The 18217-nt window shown below is 59.1% G+C and carries 17 protein-coding genes, 1 tRNA gene and 1 other RNA gene; 10 read left to right on the forward strand and 9 right to left on the reverse strand.

Translation table 11 applies throughout. The annotated features are described in order from the left end of the window. Positions 1-96 precede the first annotated feature (96 nt). From BDK61_RS11295 to BDK61_RS11310, 4 genes are read left to right on the forward strand one after another with little or no spacing between them, the layout of a single operon-like run. The gene (locus BDK61_RS11295; RefSeq protein WP_121303273.1) at positions 97-3498 is read left to right on the forward strand and encodes a formate dehydrogenase subunit alpha; all 3402 of its coding nucleotides are present in this window, start codon (positions 97-99) and stop codon (positions 3496-3498) included. Between the two features lie 11 nt (positions 3499-3509). Then, positions 3510-4172 (forward strand): 4Fe-4S dicluster domain-containing protein, encoded by a 663-nt coding sequence (locus tag BDK61_RS11300; RefSeq protein WP_011223562.1) that lies wholly within the window; start codon positions 3510-3512, stop codon positions 4170-4172. Then, the gene (locus BDK61_RS11305; RefSeq protein ID WP_121303274.1) at positions 4169-4579 is read left to right on the forward strand and encodes a hypothetical protein; all 411 of its coding nucleotides are present in this window, start codon (positions 4169-4171) and stop codon (positions 4577-4579) included. Before BDK61_RS11300 ends, BDK61_RS11305 begins: the two co-directional genes overlap by 4 nt. Then, positions 4576-5616 (forward strand): cytochrome b/b6 domain-containing protein, encoded by a 1041-nt coding sequence (locus tag BDK61_RS11310; protein WP_004956864.1) that lies wholly within the window; start codon positions 4576-4578, stop codon positions 5614-5616. The genes BDK61_RS11305 and BDK61_RS11310 overlap by 4 nt, the downstream gene beginning before the upstream one ends. Positions 5617-5643: 27 nt before the next feature. On the opposite strand, the gene BDK61_RS11315 is transcribed toward BDK61_RS11310, so the two are convergent. Continuing rightward, a complete protein-coding gene (locus tag BDK61_RS11315) occupies positions 5644-6042 on the reverse strand; it encodes a hypothetical protein (RefSeq protein WP_004956867.1) in 399 nt (132 codons plus the stop codon). A gap of 90 nt (positions 6043-6132) precedes the next feature. On the opposite strand from BDK61_RS11315, the gene BDK61_RS23440 reads away from it, so the two are divergent. Further along, positions 6133-6306 carry a hypothetical protein gene (locus tag BDK61_RS23440; RefSeq protein ID WP_167467378.1) on the forward strand — a complete coding sequence of 58 codons (174 nt, stop codon included), beginning with the start codon at positions 6133-6135 and terminating at the stop codon, positions 6304-6306. A 609-nt stretch (positions 6307-6915) separates the two neighbouring features. Here BDK61_RS23440 and BDK61_RS11320 read toward each other — a convergent pair. From BDK61_RS11320 to BDK61_RS11330, 3 genes are all read right to left on the reverse strand, one after another. Further along, the gene (locus BDK61_RS11320) at positions 6916-7680 is read right to left on the reverse strand and encodes an IclR family transcriptional regulator (RefSeq protein WP_004956872.1); all 765 of its coding nucleotides are present in this window, start codon (positions 7678-7680) and stop codon (positions 6916-6918) included. 321 nt (positions 7681-8001) lie between these two features. Beyond that, positions 8002-8865, reverse strand: a complete 864-nt coding sequence (locus BDK61_RS11325; RefSeq protein ID WP_121303275.1) for a fumarylacetoacetate hydrolase family protein — start codon at positions 8863-8865, stop codon at positions 8002-8004. Positions 8866-9394: 529 nt separating this feature from the next. Further along, a complete protein-coding gene (locus BDK61_RS11330) occupies positions 9395-9997 on the reverse strand; it encodes a class I SAM-dependent methyltransferase (protein ID WP_121303276.1) in 603 nt (200 codons plus the stop codon). Positions 9998-10097: 100 nt separating this feature from the next. On the opposite strand from BDK61_RS11330, the gene BDK61_RS11335 reads away from it, so the two are divergent. Continuing rightward, positions 10098-11780 carry an acyl-CoA synthetase gene (locus BDK61_RS11335; RefSeq protein ID WP_121303277.1) on the forward strand — a complete coding sequence of 561 codons (1683 nt, stop codon included), beginning with the start codon at positions 10098-10100 and terminating at the stop codon, positions 11778-11780. A gap of 306 nt (positions 11781-12086) precedes the next feature. Here BDK61_RS11335 and ffs read toward each other — a convergent pair. Continuing rightward, positions 12087-12399, reverse strand: an RNA gene (gene ffs, locus BDK61_RS11340) — signal recognition particle sRNA. Positions 12400-12478: 79 nt separating this feature from the next. Further along, positions 12479-12892: a DUF7548 family protein gene (locus BDK61_RS11345; RefSeq protein WP_121303278.1), complete on the reverse strand. Its 414-nt coding sequence runs from the start codon at positions 12890-12892 to the stop codon at positions 12479-12481. A 79-nt stretch (positions 12893-12971) separates the two neighbouring features. Here BDK61_RS11345 and BDK61_RS11350 point away from each other — a divergent pair, with 79 nt between their 5' ends. The 4 genes from BDK61_RS11350 (at position 12972) to BDK61_RS11370 (ending at position 16447) form a co-directional block, all read left to right on the forward strand. After that, a complete protein-coding gene (locus BDK61_RS11350; protein WP_004956884.1) occupies positions 12972-13247 on the forward strand; it encodes a DUF5798 family protein in 276 nt (91 codons plus the stop codon). Positions 13248-13321: 74 nt separating this feature from the next. Next, positions 13322-13396 (forward strand) — tRNA-Arg (locus BDK61_RS11355). Between the two features lie 527 nt (positions 13397-13923). Then, positions 13924-14466: a DUF998 domain-containing protein gene (locus BDK61_RS11360; protein ID WP_229380431.1), complete on the forward strand. Its 543-nt coding sequence runs from the start codon at positions 13924-13926 to the stop codon at positions 14464-14466. A 658-nt stretch (positions 14467-15124) separates the two neighbouring features. Continuing rightward, positions 15125-16447 carry a sensor histidine kinase gene (locus tag BDK61_RS11370; protein ID WP_244209763.1) on the forward strand — a complete coding sequence of 441 codons (1323 nt, stop codon included), beginning with the start codon at positions 15125-15127 and terminating at the stop codon, positions 16445-16447. A gap of 255 nt (positions 16448-16702) precedes the next feature. Here BDK61_RS11370 and BDK61_RS11375 read toward each other — a convergent pair whose 3' ends face one another. The 3 genes from BDK61_RS11375 to BDK61_RS11385 are packed head-to-tail and all read right to left on the reverse strand — an operon-like array spanning position 16703 to position 18169. Further along, a complete protein-coding gene (locus tag BDK61_RS11375; RefSeq protein WP_004956892.1) occupies positions 16703-17581 on the reverse strand; it encodes a mechanosensitive ion channel family protein in 879 nt (292 codons plus the stop codon). Continuing rightward, a complete protein-coding gene (locus tag BDK61_RS11380; protein WP_004956895.1) occupies positions 17581-17829 on the reverse strand; it encodes a YhbY family RNA-binding protein in 249 nt (82 codons plus the stop codon). Before BDK61_RS11380 ends, BDK61_RS11375 begins: the two co-directional genes overlap by 1 nt. Before the next feature lie 52 nt (positions 17830-17881). Next, positions 17882-18169, reverse strand: coding sequence for a ribonuclease P protein component 4 (locus BDK61_RS11385; RefSeq protein ID WP_004956898.1), 288 nt, complete (start codon positions 18167-18169; stop codon positions 17882-17884). Positions 18170-18217: the final 48 nt, after the last annotated feature.

An 18217-nucleotide genomic window follows, 5' to 3' on the forward strand; every position in this document is an offset into this window, starting at 1 on the left:
AGGGCATTGAATTTGTGCAACGGCTAGATAGACAATGACAAACCAGATTGCGTGGCAAACACGGACAGCATCGGTGATGGGTGGGCACCAGTCACCATGAGTACACAACAGGAACCAGTCTCACTGGATCTCGACCGGCGCTCGTTCATGAAGGCGAGCGCCCTCGCGGGCGGGGTCGCCCTTGGCGTCAGCGGCGCTGGTCGGGCACTTCAGGAGGACGGCGAGGAAACGGACGGGACAGATACGGACACCGAACTGACCAAGACGATCTGCAACTACTGCTCGGTGGGCTGTGGCTTCCGTGGTGAGCGGGAGGGTAATTCCTTCGTCGGCATGGAGCCGTGGCATGAACACCCAATAAATGCCGGGTCGCTCTGCTCGAAAGGGGCCGGCATATACGAGACCGAACACTCCGAGAAGCGTCTCAAACACCCGATGATACAGGAGGACGGAGAGTGGCGCAAACTCGGGTGGAACGAAACGTACGACCGTCTGGCGACAGACATCCGGGCCCTGTGGCCCGACGACGACACCTCTCCGGACGAGGCTGTCGACGTCGACGCGGAGCACAGTCGCGAGAGCGTGATGTTGCTCGGCAGCGCCCATCACTCCAACGAGGAGGCCTACGCCATCAGGAAGCTGGCGGCGTTTATGGGTACGAACAACATCGACCACCAGGCCCGTATCTGTCACTCTACGACAGTCACGGGACTGGCAAACACTTGGGGCTACGGCGCGATGACAAACACCGTTCAGGACTACCGGAACTTCGACCTGAACATCATCATCGGCCAGAACCCGGCTGAGGCACACCCCATCGCGATGCAGCACATTCTCGAAGGGCAGAAACGGGGCGGAACCATCCTCAATCTGGACCCGCGGTTCACGAAGACATCGGCTCACGCCGACGAGTTCATGCGGTTCCGTCCGGGCACCGACGTGGCTCTGATGATGGGCATCATCAAGGAGCTCCGTGACAAGCACGGGCTCGCGATGGACCCCGACGCGGACGAAACTGGGCAGAATATGCTCACTGACCGCGTCCAGGGCTGGGAAGACGTCGACGCGGAACTCGACGAGTACGACAAGGAGACGGTCGAGGAAATCACGTGGGTGTCCGCCGAGGACATAGAGCGCATCGCCGACATGATCGACGAGGCCCGACCACACGTCCAGATCGAGTGGGCGATGGGCGGGACACAGCACAACAACGGGACCCAGAACATCCGCTCGTACGCGGTGGCGAGCCTCGCCTCCGGGAGTGCGGCCCGGAGCGGTGGCGGGCTGCAGGTCATGCGCGGACACGCGAACGTTCAGGGAGCGACCGACCTTGCGGTCGCTAGCCACATCCTGCCGGGGTATTACGGTCTGTCACCGGGTGGCTGGTCGTGGTGGGCTGAAATCTGGGACCGGACGCCCGAGACCAGCGGCGACACGTCGTTTGCGGATATGTACAACCGGTTCGAGCTGATGTCGCCGGAGAAGTACGTCCGCCAGAGTCCGACCTACGAAGGGAGTGAGGACGCGGATTCGCTGCCGCCGAACACCGCCCACGGGCCGAACAACCCGGCGGAGAACTCGATGATGTTCCAGAACGGGCTGACCGTGGCCCGCTGGTTCGAATCGGCGCTTGATCAGGAAGACCGGTATCAGGAAACACCGATCTACCAGCCCGACCAGACGAAAATCGCGGTCTTCTGGGGGCACTCGGCGAACTCTATCAGCGAGATGGAGCAGATGAAAGAGGGGATGGAGAACCTCGACCTGCTGGTCGTCGTCGACGTGTTCCCCTCCGTCGCGAGCGTCCTGCCGGATTACGAGGACGGACCGCCGGTACTGCTGTTGCCGGCGTCTAGCCAGTACGAGCACTACCGGTCGCTGACCAACACGAACCGGTCGGTCCAGTGGTCCGAACCGGTCCGCTCGCCGGCACACAACTCCAAGCCGGACCTCCAGATCATGCAGGAACTGGCTGGCTATCTAGGCTTTGGCGAACACTTCGACTGGGGCGCGGGCTCGGAGCTATACAATGGCAAGTCCTCATACGAGGGCGTCGTCCGCGAGTTCAACCTCGGGACGAACACCATCGGCTACCGGCAGACGCCCGAACGGCTCCAGCAACATCTGGAGTACGACTACGCGTTCTCCAACGAGGACCTCAAAGGAGCCGAAGGAACGCCTGTCGCGGGCGAATACTGGATGCTCCCCTGGCCCTGCTGGGGCGAAGACCATCCGGGGACGCCGATTATCTGGAACGACGATCTGGACCCCAACAACGGGGGCCAGGACTTCCGGACCCGCTGGGGCGTCTCGGCACCCACGCCTGAAGACTGGGCCGATATGCCGACAGACGACGACTACCCGATGCAGGAGACGCTCGACGCTGTCGGCGACCGCTACGACAGCCAGGAGGAGGCGCTGGACCTGACCCGGGCACCGTACAACCCCGCATGGGCCGACGACGACGACACGGCTGCGGACGGCATGATCCACGGCATCCCGGAGTACCCTGGCTGGAAGGTGACGCCGCCACAGAGCCTCATCGATCCGAATCAGGAGGTCCAGCCGGACGAACTCACCATCCCACAGCAGTACGCGCTCGACAATCAGGAGTCTGTGTACACCGCCGCGCAGGCGCTGAACGACCCTGACACCGGGAGTGCAGTGTTCGACGAGTACCTCGAAACGATGATCGGGGAAGGCGTCGACCCCGAGTTCTACGAGCAATACGACTTCAAACAGCCCGACGCGCCGACCGGGCGCGGCCGGGCGCGGGCCGTCGTCTGGAGCTTCCTCGACAAGGTGCCGGTCCACCGCGAACCCATCGAGGGGCCGGACACGGAACTACTGAACGAGTGGCCGGCGAACGGCCAGCAGACGAACTTCTATCGGCTCGACCAGAACAACCTCGAGGAGCAGGAACAGGCCACGAACATCATCCACAATCAGGACGACGGGCCTGATCTGGACATGATCATGACCAGCGGTCGGCAGGTCGAACATCAGGGCGGTGGTGCGGAGACGCGGAACAACATCCACACCGCCGACCTCCAGCCGCATATGTACGCTGAGATAACGCCGAACAAGGCGGAAGAACTCGGCATTGACGGCGGCGACCTCGTCGTCATCTCCTCGACGGACCGCGGTTCCGTGCTGGTGAAAGCCCGCGTGACGGACCGGCCGAACGACCGAGAAGTGTTCCTGCCGTACCACTGGGGCGGCGTGTTCAAAGGCGAGAGTCTGGAGGACAAGTACCCTGACGGGCACGTTCCCTACGCTATCGGGGACTCAGCGAACGCCATCACGTCTCGCGGCTACGACGTTGAAACCCAGATGCAGGAGACGAAAGTATCGATGGTCGCGGTCAACCCGGCGACGCCGGAGGTACTGGACCGGTACAATATTGACGTGGACCTCGACTTTGACTTCCCGCAGGACGTGAACGACGTCGGGACGCAGAAGGACTTCGATGTCCGCGACAACTCGACGGTGCAATGAGGTGAGCTAGTATGTCAACAGGCAATGAAGTGATGCACGACGGCGTGATGAGTACCGGCGAGGATGCGCGCATCTTCCCGGATGTTGAGGCGTGTATCGACTGTGGTGGCTGTGTTGTCTCCTGTAAGCGTACGTGGGACGTCCCACGGGACGAACAGCGAATCAGTATCGCGACGATGCTCGAAGGCCAGGAAGCCGCATCGGGGCTCAACGCCAGCAGCGGCCAGGCGATAGGCCAAGGTGAGTCACCCGGCGAGACAGCAGTCCCGATGCAGTGCTATCACTGTTCGAACGCGCCGTGCGTCTCGGTGTGTCCGACCGACTCGCTCATCTCGAAGGAGAATGGCTTCGTGCGGGTCCGTGACGACCTCTGTATCGGTTGCCAGTACTGCCTCTCGGCGTGTCCGTTCGGCGCGCCACAGTTCCCCGACGAGGACAGCGGGGTCGCCAACCTCGTCGGCAGCGGTGGCAACATGGACAAGTGTACCATGTGCGAGGAACGTCAAGATGTCGGCAAGGGGCCGGCCTGCGCCGAGGAGTGTGCCACCGACGCCATCCTGGTCGGGACGCCGGCCCAGATATCGGACGAACTGGACAACAGGGACAGCGGCACGTTCTTCAACGACGTGGCTATGGACATCATCTTTGGCGAGGACGCCAGTGAGTTCCAATGACGAACACAGAAGACCTCCCGGAGGTGAACGGCTACAGCCGCGTTTCGGTGCTCGTCAGCGCGGTCGTCGGCCTCGCTGTCGCGGCGCTGGCGCTGTTCTGGGCACAGGGATTCAGACTCGGCTATGAATCGCTGTACCGGGTCAACCCGAGCGTCGAGGGCGGCGGTATCGGCGCGGACTGGGTGTTCGGCAACACCATCCCCGCGCTCGATTTCCTCATCGCGCTCATCCACGCGGCCGACGTCATCCTCGGCGCGTTCATCCTCGTGATGGTGTTCATCCACTGGGCGGCGTTCCAGCGTCTGGCAGGCAAGATGCGTGAACCGGGTGAGGATACCAGCGAGGCCGTCGCGGCCGACGGTGGTTCGCCGGCCCGCGGCGACGGACAGGGAGGTGACGGCGCATGAGCAATCTCGACCACGGGAAGTTCACGCGCGTGACGACCCTGTTCCACTCGCTTTTGGGCCTGGACGTGTTCCTCCTGTTTTTCACCGGCTACGCCATCATGTTCAACGACGAACTGTGGTGGATGCTGACGCTGATGGGCGGGGCCTCAGGCGTGACGGCGATCCACCGCATCACCGGCATCGGGCTGGTTGCACTCGTCATCTTCTGGATTACGCTCCAGCTTATCTCCTCGACCGGCCGGAGCAACTTCTCGAAAATCCTCCCGGCGAAAGACGACGTCGACGCGTTCATTCAGGATATCCAGTTCGTGCTCGGTCGAGCCGACGAACGACACCCGAGCGCGCGGCAGTTCGCCGGCTACAAGGCCGACGAGGTCCCGCTACTGTCCTACATCGGCAAGGGCGTCGTGTTCATCTTCTCCATCGAGCTGACCCTGCTGGCGATATCGGGGCTGCTCATCTGGAGCAAGACCGGCCTCGCCGCGATGTTCCAGACCAAGGCGGCCGCGATGGCCTTCGTCACGTTCCACGGCCTGCTGGGCGTTATCATGCTGATGGGGGTCATGTTCCACATCTTCGAGCACGGGATGCACCCTGCCTTCTACCCCGTCGAGACGAAGGCGTTCATTCCCCGAAGCATGGTGCCCGAACACCACGGTGACGACGACGAGGAGCCGGACACCACGGGGATCGAACGCCTCTCGCTGTCCCCGTCCTGGCGGACTGTCTCGACGATCTTCGGCGCGATGACTGTCATCGGCATCGTTTCCGTGCTCATTGGGAGCATCTTCGACGAGGGCTATCCGGTGCCCCGCGAACTCGCCATTGGCGGCGGTCCGTCGAGCATTCTGTTGACTATCGGTATCAACCTCGGCATGGTCGTCCTCGGTGTCGGGCTCGTGCTGTCGATGTACGGGAACGTCCTGCGCATCCGCTGGGAACAACAGCTAGAACGAGACGAGCGGCCGGCCGCGGCCGACGGTGGCGAACCCCAGACCGACGGCGGCCAGCCTGAATCAGACGACAGCGAAAACTGAACCGACTGAGGGCCGTTTTTCGTGCAGCTACGCGATGAGTGCCTGTCCTTCCGGCGACAGCTCGACATCGACGTCCTGCCGGGTCTGTTCCTGAATCTGGTTCAGGTTCCGGGTCAGGACCTGCAGGATGTCTTTTGGCTCCGGGTAGACGAGCATGTTGCCGTCGCCGTCCTCCATGACCAGTTGTGTGTCGGAGAGCGCGACCTGGTCGCCCTCGATGCTGGCGACGATGACATCCAGTGCTTCCGCGCCGCCGGGGTCGCCCTCCGTCACCTTCGTAATATAGAGCGCATCGAGCCCAATGAGGTCCTTGTACTCGCGGACCTGTTCGGCACAGGCGACCATGTCCTGCGTCACCGCCGTCTTTTGGTCGTTCCCATGCTCTCCCTCGTAGCAGTGTTTACAGATTCGTAGTTCGAGGCGCATGCCCCTGACTATGTGATTGGGTCTCATTACCGTTGTGGGGATGGCGATTCGACCACCAGTGTTTACTGTACTGCTGTGAAATGGTATCATATGGCATCAGCGCTTAACGCAGTGTATCTGGCACTGGTCGTCGTCGGCGTCGTCGGAACGCTGTTCGTCGCAAGCATCAGGTCCACAGACGTGCGGTCCCGGTGGCTCGAACTGTCATCGATCGGGGTCGTGGTACTGTTCCTGCTGGCTCTGGGCGTCCAGTTCCTCGCGTAACCGTGCACCCCTGATTTGTTGGGAGATACCGCCGGAACGATAGCTGCTGTTGCGTGGCTACCTGAGCAATATATATGGGCGGATAGTTCATGCTCACCCTTATTATTGACAAAATATAATTCTATCTACCCAAATCTATCGACGTATTTTGCACTGTCGATTTTTCAGAGCCTGAATTAGGTCTATATTAGGCATAGCTGTATATAAAATCGACATTTGGATATATTAGCCATAGCGACGGTGGGTTTTGCTACTATTTCGAGCACAGCCAGTGATAGGAAACGCATAATCGATGTGTCTCGTCTGGAGTAACAGTAGTACATCCATTATTGAGATTGGGACCGTGTCGGAGTCGTGGTCGTATCTCGTATCGAACAGTGTAAGATAGCGTTGGAAAGCCGTTCACTCATCATGAATCGGGTATGGACACCGTTCAGCAGCCAGAGCTATGAACTGGCGGTTATCGAATGCAAGCAGGAACTCATGCGCGTCGTGGATCCAATGCGTGCTGCAAACGCTGCCCGAATACAGCGCTACTGTCGAAAATGGGCTGTTCAGGTATCACTACCACAAGACTGTAATACCGTTCACCGCTTCTGAACACCGCTGCTATGAATAGGTAACGTTCAGCTCGATAACGTTGGCGACTTCCAGTACTTTCTGTGGGAATTCTTCGCGGAATCGATCGCCTCGGAACCGATTTGTCGGGCCCGAAACGCTGATCGCACCGATAATTTCGGTATCGTGGTTGAGCACCGGGGCAGCGACACAGCGGAGTCCTTCGAGACGCTCTTCATCATCGAAGGCGACGCCGCGCTCTCGGACGTCCGCTAGCTCTTGCTCCAGTGCCGCTCTGCTACTGATCGACTTGCTGGCCTCCCCGCCGAGTCCGTGGCGGTCGACGATCGCATCAACCCGTTCGGTCGGCATGTGTGCGAGAATCGCTTTTCCCAGCGCTGTCGTATGAAGCGGAACGCGTGTTCCGACGTGGGCTTTGACCTGCACGGCTTTGTCTCCCCGAGCACGGTACAGGTACGACCCGCGGCCGTGTTCTTCGACGAGAATATTCGCGAGCTCGCCGGTTTCTTCGGCCAGCCGGTCAACCTCTGGCTTTGCAATCTCGAACAGTTTCTGCCGGTGGCGGGCGTACGCTCCCAGCTCTAGGAACCGAAGCCCAACCTCATACACACCGTCTCTGTTGACAACGTATTCTTCCTGTTCCAGCGTGCTCAGGTAGTTGTGAACGGTACTCTTTGGGATGTCAAGGTGCTGGGCCAGTTCGGTGACACCGGCTCCGTCGAGATCTTTCAGTGCGTCGAGCACCTCGAACGTCGTCTCGGCGGATTTGACTGGGTTTTGAGCGGTTTTTGCCATACTCGGCCATGTATCCCCTCGTACTAAACAGTTGTTCAAACATCTGGGACAGAGCGGCGGCCTCGACGGCACACTGGTTTTCTCACGGCATATCGATAGCAAATCACCGCAAACTGACACGTACGCCCTGATCGATTGTCGCAGGTAGACATATCCGTGGAGCGTGCATTCAGATGGAGGGCTGTAATAATTCCGTCGGCGCAAATCCCCGCCAGACCGACACACAGGCACGCAATCGAAACCAGTCGAGAGCCGAGCACGGTATCACAGTGTGAAACCCTCTGCGAAGCGGTTACCAGACCGCCCCGGTCCGATAGCCTTTCACACGACTGTAACCGAATTGTTCAGTGTTCCGATGGACTCAATGTTGATGCTGACTTGATCTCCCTCTTGCAGCGTAAAATCGTCGTCGGGAACGAGCGAGGTCCCGGTAAGTAGCACTGACAGCTCGGGGACTGCGTTGTGCGCGGTGTAGTACGAGACGAGTTCCTCACAGGTGCGTTTCATCTCGCTGGTGTTGGTCTCTCCGTGGTAGACACGGTCACCATCGCGGTGAATCGACATCGAAAGTGCCAGCGAGTGCGGGTCTTCGATGTCCGTGACGACGGCTGGGCCGACCGAACAACAGCGGTCGTACACCTTGGCCTGCGGGAGGTACAGCGGGTTTTCTCCCTCGATAGACCGACTGCTCATGTCGTTGCCGACAGTGTAGCCGACGATGTCGCCCTCGTAGAGAACGATTGCAAGCTCTGGCTCGGGCACGTCCCAGTCTGAGTCGGCTCGGATGCCGACCGCTTCGTCGGGGCCGACAGTCCGAGTGGGCGTCGATTTGAAAAAGATCTCCGGCCGCTCCGCATCGTACACGTCAAGGTACATCTCCGGCGTGCCGCTTTCCTCTGTCCGCGCTTCTTCACTGATCTGGTACGTGACGCCAGCGGCCCAGACTTCGTCGGCAGTGACGGGATCGGTAGCAGTGGCTTCGAGTCGTTGTTCGGACACTGCCTCAGCGGCATCGAGGTGGCGGGCGCTGAGTTCGTCCGGTGCGGTATCCGCAATCGAGGCCGATTTGAGGAGGTCACGGAGCGTTCGAAGCTGCGGTTTGACGCTGGTCAAATCGTACACACCGTCCCCAGTTTCGACCGCTAACCGCTGTGAGTTCCCGTCACGTAGCTGGTAGTACCTCATACAGAGTTGCAAACTGCAACAATACATGAATCTTGTGCTGGCAACGGTATGCTTCTTGCCTGTCGCGAGAGCACTACCGTCGACCGGCAACCCATTCCCAATCGGGCGAACTGCCGTTCAGCAATACGGAACACTACGAATGACAGGCGTACAGACGTTATTCTGGTATCCCAGTGAGTGTGTGGTGAGACACATACTCACCGCTCCCAAGCCCACTTCTACAGCGGAGAGTGATGATACTAGAACGGTTCCGTGTAACACCGCCGTTCAGTAGTTCAGTTCCTATCTGATACACAGTTATCGGACTAATATCAATATAATATCAACGAGACTCCGCTCTGTCACCATCCGTTCAATATGCATTTCTAATGAGCCACAGACACCTCTAAATTTGCACATGAGCTTTCCAAGCACCACCTGCATGTTTACCGCCACATTCAGATTTTTGCCACTCAACTTCGAGCATATATGTATCTATATCAGTTTCCCACCTCAATAGCGCCCTATACAAACCTACTTTCACTACGGCCTACTCAGGTACCTGAAAGATGCGAACAGTATCCCGCTTTCCGTCTATTGAATCGACCTCGGTAAGTCCACAGTCTGTGAACACCGCATTCCAGTCCCGGTAATACAGCGGGACGTTGTCATCGACGTAGTTTACTTCACCCGGGTCGCCGCCTTCGTTCTCGACGGTAATCAGCAGGTCACCTACGATCCGTGCCAGTTCTTCGAACGCCCAGTCGACATCTGGGTGGAGATGTTGCAGTGTTTCGACGGAAAAAACGACATCGTACGTGTCGTCCGCGACATCTGTGACGAACTCCTCAATAGCCATGGCGTGAAACGAGCCGGTGGCTGCGAGGTCGGGGTACGTCTCAGCAAGGACATCTAACGCATCGCCGTTGATATCGACGCCGGTCAAATCCGAGTAGCCAGCTTCAGCTAGTGCAGCGAGGTGCCGCCCGGAGCTGCAGCCAACCTCCAGCACAGCCGCGTCCTGCTCGACATGCTCTGCGAGTATTGACTGCACCAGCTCACTCGTCTCGTCCGCTCCATAGTAGGCATAATACGCGGGAGAGTATTCGCCGGACCGCTCGGCCCACTCGTCCCGAATGTCGGTAGAGTCCACGGTGAAGTCGGGAGGGGAAGACGGAAAGTTCTGCCGGCTCGGGTGTGGCGACGGTGGTTCGACCGAAAGACGCAACAGCCACCCAGACGACCGGTCTGCCATGGTCTGGACAGTGATGCCGGACTTCGAGGGGTACGACGAGGCCCACGAGCAGTTCAGCTGGGACCTTCCGTCGTCGTACAATCCGGCGGTCGATTTTCTGCAAAAACACGAGGGCCCCGACAGGGTGGCGCTCGAACAGGCATATCCTGACGGACAGCGCGAGCAGTACACCTTCCGCGAACTGGACGAGCTATCGGACAGACTCGCGGCGGGGTTGGCCAGTCTCGGCGTCGAGGCCGGTGACCGGGTCGGCGTCGTCGTGCCACAGAAGCCACAGAACCCAATAACGCACCTGGCGAACTGGAAGCTCGGGGCCGTCTCGGTGCCGTTGACGGTCCTGTTCGGGACGGACGCGCTCCAGTACCGGCTGGACGACGCTGGCGCGACCGTCGCCGTTATCGACCCGACCGTGCGCGATGATATCGACGCGATACGCGAGGACTGTCCGACGCTAGAGCACGTCCTCGAAATCGAAACTGACGCACCGGCTGGTGATGTCCACGCCTTCGGCGATATGCTTGCTGCGCCGGAAAACACCGACATCGAACCCTACGACTCCACGCCGGACACTGACACGGCGATACTGTACACGAGCGGGTCGACGGGACCGCCGAAAGGCGTCCGGCACTCACACGCACTGTGGCTCGGACGAGCCGCAGCCGCGTACAACTTTTTCGACCAAGGGCTGGGACCGGACGCGACAGTCTGGACGCCCGCGGACTGGGCCTGGGGCGCGGCCCTCGGCGGGACACTCTTTGCGACGTGGCATCACGGTGGAACCATCGTCGGCTATCCCGCCTCAGGGTTCGAGGCCGAGGCGGCGTTCGACCTGCTGTCCGAGTTCGATATCACCCGGTCGTTCATGCCGGCCACCGCCCTCCGAATGCTGATGGATATCGAGGACCCGACAACGACGTACGACCTCGCCATCGAGACGTTTGCCGTCGGCGGCGAGTCGTTGACCCCGGAAATCGTCGACTGGGTGGCGGAGACGTTCGACTCGGTCACCATCAACGAGTTTTACGGCCAGACAGAACTGAATCTCGTTGTCGCCAACAACTCGAACTGGTTCGACACACAGCCCAGCAGCATGGGCAAGCCGTTACCGGGGTATGACCTGGCGATTCTGGACCCCGACGCCGCCGACCGCGGCGTTGCTGCGCCGCTCTCGACCGGCGAACTCGGCGAGATAGCGGTGCGACCGCACGACCGCTCGGTGTTCTTCGACGAGTACTGGAACATGCCGGAGAAGACGGCGGCCAAAGAGGTCGACGGCTGGTTCGTTACCGGCGACTTGGCACGACAGGACGCCGACGGCTACGTCTGGTTCAAATCGCGCAAAGACGACGTTATCATCACCAGTGGCTACCGCGTCGGGCCGATGGAGGTCGAGAGCGCGATTCTCGAACACCCCGACGCAGTTCAGGCGGGCGTCATCGGTGTCCCGGACGACACCCGGGGCGAAATCATCAAAGCGTACGTGGAAGCATCGGCCGATGCGCCGGCCCACGAGACGCTCCGGTCAGAAATCCGATCTATCGTCAGAGAGCACCTTGCCGAGTACGAATACCCCCGCGAGATCGAGTTCGCTGATGCGCTGCCACAGACGACAAGCGGGAAGATCCGCCGGAAAGAATTACAGGCGTGGAATGCCGACGACAGCGCCGGCGAGTTGCCGTAGTCTCAAGTGTCGCCACCGATAGCCGTCGGATGGACGAAATCAGTTAAGCATTCCAGATATTGACGACGACAGGCTGAAAAGCAGCCCCTTTTATACAAATAAGTAGGCAAATTACTGTTCTATATACCTATATTTGTCTCTATATTCTGGATATATGGTGAGATATATTATCTATATCAGATTTTTATAGACGAAATGCCACTATTTACACCCAAGTATCGTCCTTTCGCGTACAGTGTACTGAGAGAGCTCCGCAAAAACGCGTCCAGTACGACTGTTCACGGGTAGTGACTGTAGGTATGAATGGAACGGACAGCCAGGATAGCCCGGCGTTCGGACGCGGGTAATCCCGTTTGCCTCCTCCACCCCGCGACCCCACGAGCGACGGGTGTTCGATGGTCCGCTGCTCACTTCCGTGCCTGGCGGAGTGCCATCGTTTAACCACGTGGGCGCACCCCTGCAGGTGCGACCACGCGGACCGCCGTCCCCGTGGGACGAGGCTTCCACGTTAGCTCACGGGGTCCACGTCCGTCAGACCGGACGCCCCCGGTGTTCGGTCCCCGCTCAAGACCACAGTGCGGGCAAGGAGGGGGGCCTAGCCCCCCGACCTAGTCCATCTGAAAGTCCGCCGCCGCCCCATAAGGGCCTTTCGGATGCGCCCACAGACCGCTGGACGACGCGCCGGTGGACAGACCGGCCTACAGCAGGTCCAGCGCCCGCGCGAACCATGTCCCACCAAGCGGGATGAGGAGGCCCGCGATGACGACGCCCCAGCGGTGGTGCTCCATCAACGTCGACTCAGTCAGTCCCAGCACGAGACTCTCGGGGACGGTGACCGCCCAGAAGACACTGAGGGCGACGATGAATACGCCCATGCCGATGCTCGCGCCCGCCGCGACACTCGGATCCGACCGTCCCTCGCGGCCGGCCGCCAGCACAATAATGCAAACAAGCGCGAATACGCCTGGCAGCAGCGGGGAGAGCGCCCCCGAACTGTAGTACGCCCCGACGGCACTCGCCGTTTCGACGAGGCCGTACGGGACCGCAAGTACAAGCAGATACAGAACGCACCCGACGATGCCGACAGTCGGAGCGAGCCGCAAGTCGTCCATATCGCCGCTCGGTCCGGCGGCGTCTTAACAGCGACGTTCGAGCGAAACGAGGAAATGTCGGCTCGCCGTAGCCGAGGCCATGGGACTGGGCTCCACCGCGAAAAAGATACAGAAGGTCGCCGACATCGCCGAGGATCTCTACAAGAAGGTCAACGAGCTGAAGACACAGCTCGAGGACCTACGGAGCACTGTCGACGAGACGAATACTCGCGTCGATGGAATGGAGCAGGAACTGGCCGAACAGCGCGCGCTCATCGAGGCACTCGCCGAAGAACGGGGTGTCGATACAGACGCGATCGTGGCCGATGTCGCCACAGACACTGATAGCGACACAGCTGAAGCGGTTTCAGAGTAATCCCCTGACTGCGGTACCATCGCGCGGCGGAACCGGTTGGTTTAAACCATAACACCATCATATCATTGTACGTAGGGCGCTTAGCTCAGCTTGGACAGAGTGCTTGGCTTCGGACCAAACCGTCGGGGGTTCAAATCCCTCAGCGCCCGTGTTCTGCCGCGAGCAAATTCGCGAGCGGCTGCCACGGTAAACTGAAGGATTTGAACCACACGAGACGAGCGAGAGCGAGTCTCGCAGTCGGGTGAAAATCCCTCAGCGCCCGTATCGGATTTTGTAGTTCTAACCGCCCGACAGCGGTGGGCTGGTTCTGCTGATGAACGCAATGTAGTTCCTTTCCGTTCAATCATTGATGGGTCCTGAATTGGAGTAGTATCGTCTGGTGATTTGCGTACATCTACATAGAACACGGCGAGAAAACTAAGCACCAATAGGGCCATTGGCGCCGCTCGTGTTGGGTACCTCACTGTCTCTGGGAGCAGTCTCGTGTCTGGCAAGGGTCCGGCCTAATGAAGCGCGCGAAGTCAGCACCGAGGGGTAAAAAAGTCAACCATTTCATACATGTTGGGAGAAATTCAGACGAATAATGACGAATAGTGACCGTCTCCTGTCTCAACTCGGATTTTCCGAATCGTCGGGGGCAGGATTTAGTCTGACGTTGGCCGGGTTCATTGGCTTCATGGGGATAATTACCGCTGAGGTCCTCTACCCAAACTATTCGACGAGACAGGACATCAGTGATCTGGGATCGACCCGCCCACCGAACCCCGTGATTCACGAACCGTCTGCGACAATCTTCAACACAACGATGCTGGTAACGGGGGCGATGGTACTCCTCTCGGCATACTTTCTCTACCGGACGATGGACCGACGTGGGTTCCCACTCGCACTCGCAGTATTTGGGTTCGCTGCGTTCGGCGTCGGCGTTTTTCCAGGGAATGTGACACCGTGGCACGGGATATTTGCTCTTCTCACCTTCTTTAGCGGCGGTATCACTGTCGTTCTCTCTTCTCAGGTCGTTTCTAGACCGTTCTCGTTCCTCTGTGGCCTCTTCGGTGGTATCTCTCTGCTGGTTCTTGTCAGTGTCTTCGTCTACGGATTGCTCGTCGGTGGCCCCAGTCCAGTTGAGCCACTCGGACCGGGTGGAATCGAACGCTGGGTCGTCTATCCTATCATCATCTGGTTACCCGCATTCGGTGGCTACCTTCTGGCGATACGGTAGGCGATTATCCGAATCGACAAACTCCGGAGTGACCCAATTGCTCTCGACCTGTCGTCTCTTCAAAAGCCTTGACAGACTTGCACTGTGTATGCAGTCTTCAGCATTCATTTGCCCGCACTGCCGGCTGTAACGAACTGAAGGAATTCGCCACCTGAGGTGGTGAGTTCCATCTCGCACACACTGACATGGCTTATTCAGCAATTGGGAGGAGCGCGACGGCAGGATGTAGCGTATCTATTAGTCGACTTGATCGCCCATTTGGTGTCTCGACCGAAGCTCAGGACGCGCCACGCCCTCCGCGAAGCCGGTTGTGTCGTATCGCCACCCAGCGTATCCAACAATCTGTCGACATCGACCACCACGGCTGCGATCACTATGAGTCCGGCTTCCGGGCATTCGGTCTGAGTTCGAGATGGGCATTGATGTGGGAAAACTTGCTGTCGAGCTGTATGACGGTTGACTCAGCCGTCCGTGGCACGCCCCTCATTATCAACCCGTTATATTGCGATTTGTCGCCTCTAACTTCATTTTCTCTGTTGGGCACGACGTGATAGATGTGGTGGTCATCGTGCCGCTGGCCAATTCCGATTCTGACAGTCAATGATACAAAAACCATTTATGCATTTATTTCTATTTTTTATAACAAATAAGTAATAGAATGGATAAAAACCAAGAGGAGAGTGTAGATTCCACGGCGGAACTGCGAAAGACGAAACAGCACCTGAATCTCGTTCTAAAACTTGCCGATATCACCGCCGCTCGGGTCGACACTGACCTCAGGCACACATGGGTTAATGATCAGGGGCCCAACAGTATCTCCGACCCAGAGGCGCTGGGAAAACGGGATGACGAACTCTTTCCGCCCGACATTGCCGAGCCGACGTTAGAACTGAAGAAGGCCGTCTTGGAGACTGGTGAACCAGTCACTCGTAAAGTGACATTCCAGAAACCGACAGGTGACAGGATATACAATATCCGGGCCGAGCCCATGCGTGACAGCGAGGGCAACATCAAGGGTGTCATGCAGGCTGCAGTTGACACAACCGACGAGCATAGACAGCAACAGCAGTTGAGCGTGGCGACGCGGATGCTGCGGCACAACCTTCGAAACAGAGTCACCACATTGCTGGGGCAGGCAGAGATGCTAGACGAGCATCTCTCGACACTCCCTGACAGCGATAGACTAAGGGCACTGCAAGATGTGCTGGAGACGCTTGACGGGGAAGTAGAGACCAGAGACGTTGATTCTCCCCGCACATCGGATCTGCATGCCCGACTTGTGGAGGCTAAACGACTCGCGGAGGACCTCTCGGATCTCTCGGAATCGAATGTTTCGGACATGTCCAAGACCATACGGCAAGTCACCAATCGACTATACAATGTCACTGAGAAAGTCGACCACTTTCTCATACTGGCCGATTCAGGTACATCCTATGACCGGACTCAGGGCACGGAACTGCGACCGACGATAGAGGCAGTACAGGAAGAAGTCACGCAGGCAAACCCAGACGCTGAAATCAGTATCCAGGGACCACTCGACACGACAGTGCTGGCACCATCCAACGAACTCAGAATTGGACTTCTCGAACTCGTCGAGAACGCTATCGCTCACAACGACCAACCCAGTCCGACGGTAGAAATCCGCGTTCGCACACAGGACACTGGTCGGACTCTGGTAGAGGTGGTGGACGACGGTCCGGGCCTTCCGGAACACGAAGCGCGAGTTATCGAGGACACGGTGGAGGCGCCACTCGAACATGGTAGCGGTATGGGACTGTGGCTCGCACAGTGGGTGAGTCTGAAAAACGGTGGGCCACTCCAGATCGACTCCACCGACCAAGGCGGCACAGTGGTTTCGCTGACACTCGCGACAGACAACGACGGACAGGGCGGCCTTGTATTTGCTGGCGCTTCGTGCGCTTCTAACCCCGTCTATACAGTAAAACGATTGAATGTGGCCGTCTCAAACCTAACAAGCTGATTCGTTCGATAGATGGGCGAGCGCCCCCAGCGCCTGTGTTCTGCGACGAGCAAGTCGGTGAGCAGTAACGGGACCGTCTGAGGAAGCATCGTTTCTACGCGACCAACAGTGAGGTGCCCATCGTATTTTGCGTGAAACGAAGACGAAGAATCGGAACGGCGATTCCGCACCGCATGTAACGTCACACAGACCGCAAAACGTCGGTGTAGGTCGGTGTGTTGCAGTCCCTGACGACGAGGTTGCGCCAGCGGCAGATCAGTCGTCGGCTGGTTCCACGACGCCGTCGAACCCGGTCATCTCCAGCCCGCCGCCGATGGTCCGGTTCGGGTACGGCATGTTGATGTCCTCGGCGTCGAAGCGTTGCTTGACCGACTTGACGTATTCGGCGCGCGTCTTGACGAAGTCGGACCGACTCGGGTTCTTGATCCAGATACGGGACTGCAGTCCGACAGAGGAATCACCGAGTTCAACGAGGCGAACGGATGGCTCAGGGTCGTCCATTATTTCTGGGTGTTCCCTGGCCTCGTCGAGAATGATTTCAGTCGCTTCGTCGATGTCGTCGTCGTAGTCGATGCCGAACACGAACTTCAAGCGGAGCTGGTCCTTGGCGACAGGGTTCTTAATAACGCCATCGGTTAGATTCGAGTTCGGCACGGTCAGCAGTTCGTTGTCGAAGGTCCGGACGCGGGTGACTCGAAGGCTAATGTCCTCGACGACGCCGGAGTTGCCGTCCCACTCTATCCAGTCGCCGATCCGGAACGGCTTGTCAGTGTAGATGAACACGCCGGCGACAAAGTTCGAAATAACGTCCTGCATCGCGAAGCCGATGGCCAGTGTCGCCGCCGCGGCGATGGTCGCCAGCGACTGCAGGAAGTTCCCGTATTCGGCCATCCCGAAGGCGACAGAGATGGCGACGAACACGATACCGATGCTGACGACCTTCTTCAGCGGTTGCCGAGCGTGGGTATCGAGGTCGCGCGACTTGAGCGATCGGTCGACGATGGGCAGGACAATCGCCTTCCCAAGGATGTAGACGAGGACGAAGACGACGACGAAAACCACCGCCGAGGCGATAGAGCCGGCGGCTGGCACGCCAAAGCCTTCGAGCAGGTCGGCGAGTGGCTGGACCTGCATCATTTCTCGAACACCGCGGTGTGGCCCCGCACCTGAATCACACTGGCGTTGACCATCTCAGCAAGGTCGTCGGCGAGTTCCTCGGCTGTTGTGCCGCCCCGGGACGACCGGAGGAACTTCACCTTCACGAGGTCTGTGTTCTCCAGTTGGTCGTCGAGTTCGTCTGCGACGGATTCGATGCCGTGTTTGCCGACGCGAAGCGTCGCGTCGAGGTCGTGTATCCGCGACTGTCGAGAAGAATCACTCATGTACACCGTTTAGCGAGGACAGCCTCTTAAAACCAGTAGTCGTAAAGAATCCTCAGTCGTACGGATAGCGGGACTGTGACCCACAGTCACACGTGATGACGACGTGGCCGGCCTGGGTTCGAGACCGGGCGTTGTGTCCGTGGAGGAGGTACGTATCGCAGGCGTCACACGTCGACCGCTCGAACGACCGTGGCAGGCGCAGGCGGTGGCGTTCGGCGACGCGCCGAGCGCGTCGGACGTACGACCGGGCGCGCTCCTCGTTACCGGCCTGAACGGCCTCGCGAGCGAGCGACTGGAGGCGCTCGATACGCTCGCGGGCGATGGTCGCCTCGTCCGTCATTGGCGGTACTGGGTCGGCGGCGGGAAAATGCCTTCCGAACGAGCTAGC

The organism is Haloarcula quadrata (genome assembly GCF_003634715.1).
In the GTDB taxonomy this organism is placed as follows: Archaea; Halobacteriota; Halobacteria; order Halobacteriales; family Haloarculaceae; genus Haloarcula; species Haloarcula marismortui.

Excerpts from the sequence above, each read along its gene's own strand:
- BDK61_RS11295 (WP_121303273.1), top strand. The coding sequence starts at position 97 with ATGAGTACACAACAGGAACCAGTCTCACTGGATCTCGACCGGCGCTCG.
- BDK61_RS11300 (WP_011223562.1), top strand. The coding sequence starts at position 3,510 with ATGTCAACAGGCAATGAAGTGATGCACGACGGCGTGATGAGTACCGGC.
- BDK61_RS11305 (WP_121303274.1), top strand. The coding sequence starts at position 4,169 with ATGACGAACACAGAAGACCTCCCGGAGGTGAACGGCTACAGCCGCGTT.
- BDK61_RS11310 (WP_004956864.1), top strand. The coding sequence starts at position 4,576 with ATGAGCAATCTCGACCACGGGAAGTTCACGCGCGTGACGACCCTGTTC.
- BDK61_RS11315 (WP_004956867.1), bottom strand. The coding sequence starts at position 6,042 with ATGCGCCTCGAACTACGAATCTGTAAACACTGCTACGAGGGAGAGCAT.
- BDK61_RS23440 (WP_167467378.1), top strand. The coding sequence starts at position 6,133 with ATGGCATCAGCGCTTAACGCAGTGTATCTGGCACTGGTCGTCGTCGGC.
- BDK61_RS11320 (WP_004956872.1), bottom strand. The coding sequence starts at position 7,680 with ATGGCAAAAACCGCTCAAAACCCAGTCAAATCCGCCGAGACGACGTTC.
- BDK61_RS11325 (WP_121303275.1), bottom strand. The coding sequence starts at position 8,865 with ATGAGGTACTACCAGCTACGTGACGGGAACTCACAGCGGTTAGCGGTC.
- BDK61_RS11335 (WP_121303277.1), top strand. The coding sequence starts at position 10,098 with ATGGTCTGGACAGTGATGCCGGACTTCGAGGGGTACGACGAGGCCCAC.
- BDK61_RS11345 (WP_121303278.1), bottom strand. The coding sequence starts at position 12,892 with ATGGACGACTTGCGGCTCGCTCCGACTGTCGGCATCGTCGGGTGCGTT.
- BDK61_RS11350 (WP_004956884.1), top strand. The coding sequence starts at position 12,972 with ATGGGACTGGGCTCCACCGCGAAAAAGATACAGAAGGTCGCCGACATC.
- BDK61_RS11360 (WP_229380431.1), top strand. The coding sequence starts at position 13,924 with ATGGGGATAATTACCGCTGAGGTCCTCTACCCAAACTATTCGACGAGA.
- BDK61_RS11370 (WP_244209763.1), top strand. The coding sequence starts at position 15,125 with ATGGATAAAAACCAAGAGGAGAGTGTAGATTCCACGGCGGAACTGCGA.
- BDK61_RS11375 (WP_004956892.1), bottom strand. The coding sequence starts at position 17,581 with ATGCAGGTCCAGCCACTCGCCGACCTGCTCGAAGGCTTTGGCGTGCCA.
- BDK61_RS11380 (WP_004956895.1), bottom strand. The coding sequence starts at position 17,829 with ATGAGTGATTCTTCTCGACAGTCGCGGATACACGACCTCGACGCGACG.
- BDK61_RS11385 (WP_004956898.1), bottom strand. The coding sequence starts at position 18,169 with ATGACGGACGAGGCGACCATCGCCCGCGAGCGTATCGAGCGCCTCCAG.